Below are 1,705 nucleotides of genomic sequence, written 5' to 3' on the forward strand. Positions count from 1 at the left end.
CTTCAATATATGCCAAGTGTCTCTCTATTTTCTTTTGGCTGAAGTTGGCTTTCTTGCTGTTATGTGCTCGGGACTTTGTGCCGTCAATGGCGATGGTTTCTCCAGCAATTAAATCGGCATCTTTCAAAAAGGAAACAAAAAGTTTGAAGAGTTTTTTTAATCCTGTTGGATTGCATTTTCTAAAGTCGGATATACTGTGATAATTGGGACGAATATCTTCTAATAACCACTGCATTTCAATGTTTCTCAGGCATTCTTTTTCGAGTTTTCGAGAACTACGAAGGCCGTTGAGATAGCCGTACAAATAAAGCTTGAGAAAAATATTTGTTTCAAAACTAGGCCGACCTTCGGTTTTTAGTATTTGTACTTCAAAACCTAATGCTTTTAAATCAATATGCTCTACAAAAGCATCGATGAATCGGATGGGATTATCTGTAGAAATGCTAGATTCTAATGAAGAAATGGTCATTTGGTTACGGGAAATTCCTGTGATGTGTTGCATTCTTAAAAATACGAAATTTAGTACTTTATTTCAACTGTTTTACTATATTTGTTTGAGTAAAAACGGAGGTTTTTTCACAGACTGACGTTAGCAACCATTAATACGATGAAGAACATTATCTCTTTAATTATATTTCTCTGGTCATTAAATATGGCTGCCTGTGAATGCATGTCAACTGGACTAATGAATCAATTGGGCCAAGCTACTTTTGCTGCAAAAGTCAAAATACTAAAAATAAATTTGTCACAAAATCCTGATTACTTAGATGCTGACATTGAAATTTTAGATCTATACAAAGGGCAAAGAACGACCACAATTAAAATTCACAATCCGAGCGACAGCATGTGTAAAATTTCTCCGGCTGAAGGCGAAATATGGCTAGTCCTTACACCGCTTTGGCAAGGCATTTCTAGCGTTATGTATTGTTCAGGTTCTGTTCAAATTGACAAGGATTTCTCACCTTTTAAAGACAAGTATCCAAATGCAGAACTAAATCATATGCGTTCGATTAATAAAAAGTTGTCAGTTCTAAAGTATCTAAAACAGCATTCAATAGATGTATCAAATAAATTTAATTTAGATATAAATACAAGTTGCGATTTAACTGGTTATGAAACAATAGAAGAATTTGCAATTTATCGAATTACTGTTCGAAAGGATTTGTCAATAAGAAAAATTACAAATTTGAAAGGGTTTGATAATGCAACACTATCTGAAACAATTACAAAGTGTCTCCAGACTTCTGCAAGAGTTGGAATTTTTAAAAAAGAAAAAGTAATACCTGAAGAACATGAAGTTATTTTAGCGTTATATTATTATCCTAGTGACGAAGAACATCAAAGCTTTATCAGTCCAAGAGATTTTTAACGGATGCTAACACACGCTAAGCGCCATTGCCAAAATTTATCTAGCCGGAACATTTGTTTTCACGAAAATATTTTATCTTGCCGAAAGTTCTCAGTTCGCTTTCATTGGCAACGGACGCCTAGCGCGGGGACGTCAGGCTGTGAAAAAACTTCTTTTTCCTCTAATATGCCCTCACATTGCTATTACTACAATCCAAATAAAGCCTTTTAAGAAGCCTGTTTTTTTAGACTACAAATTGAAGTGGAAAGAAAACAAATCCTGATTTCGGCTTTAAATAGTCTGTTTTTAATAAAAACAAGACTTTGATCTTGTAGGGTGACTTCCAGTTCTTGATTT

2 protein-coding genes are annotated in these 1,705 nt (G+C 34.3%); one reads left to right on the forward strand and one right to left on the reverse strand.

All coding sequences use genetic code 11. The features are described 5' to 3' along the window. Positions 1 to 502 (reverse strand): transposase (locus AP058_RS00040; RefSeq protein WP_197413357.1); only part of this gene is annotated, 502 nt, incomplete at its 3' end. A 105-nt stretch (positions 503 to 607) separates the two neighbouring features. Here AP058_RS00040 and AP058_RS00045 point away from each other — a divergent pair. After that, entirely contained in the window at positions 608 to 1,369 is a 762-nt protein-coding gene (locus tag AP058_RS00045; protein ID WP_157492505.1) for a hypothetical protein, read from the forward strand. The last annotated feature ends 336 nt before the right edge of the window (positions 1,370 to 1,705 follow it).

The sequence above is a fragment of the Flavobacterium sp. TAB 87 genome (genome assembly GCF_001529295.1).
In the GTDB taxonomy this organism is placed as follows: Bacteria; Bacteroidota; Bacteroidia; order Flavobacteriales; family Flavobacteriaceae; genus Flavobacterium.

Excerpts from the sequence above, each read along its gene's own strand:
- AP058_RS00045 (WP_157492505.1), top strand. The coding sequence starts at position 608 with ATGAAGAACATTATCTCTTTAATTATATTTCTCTGGTCATTAAATATG.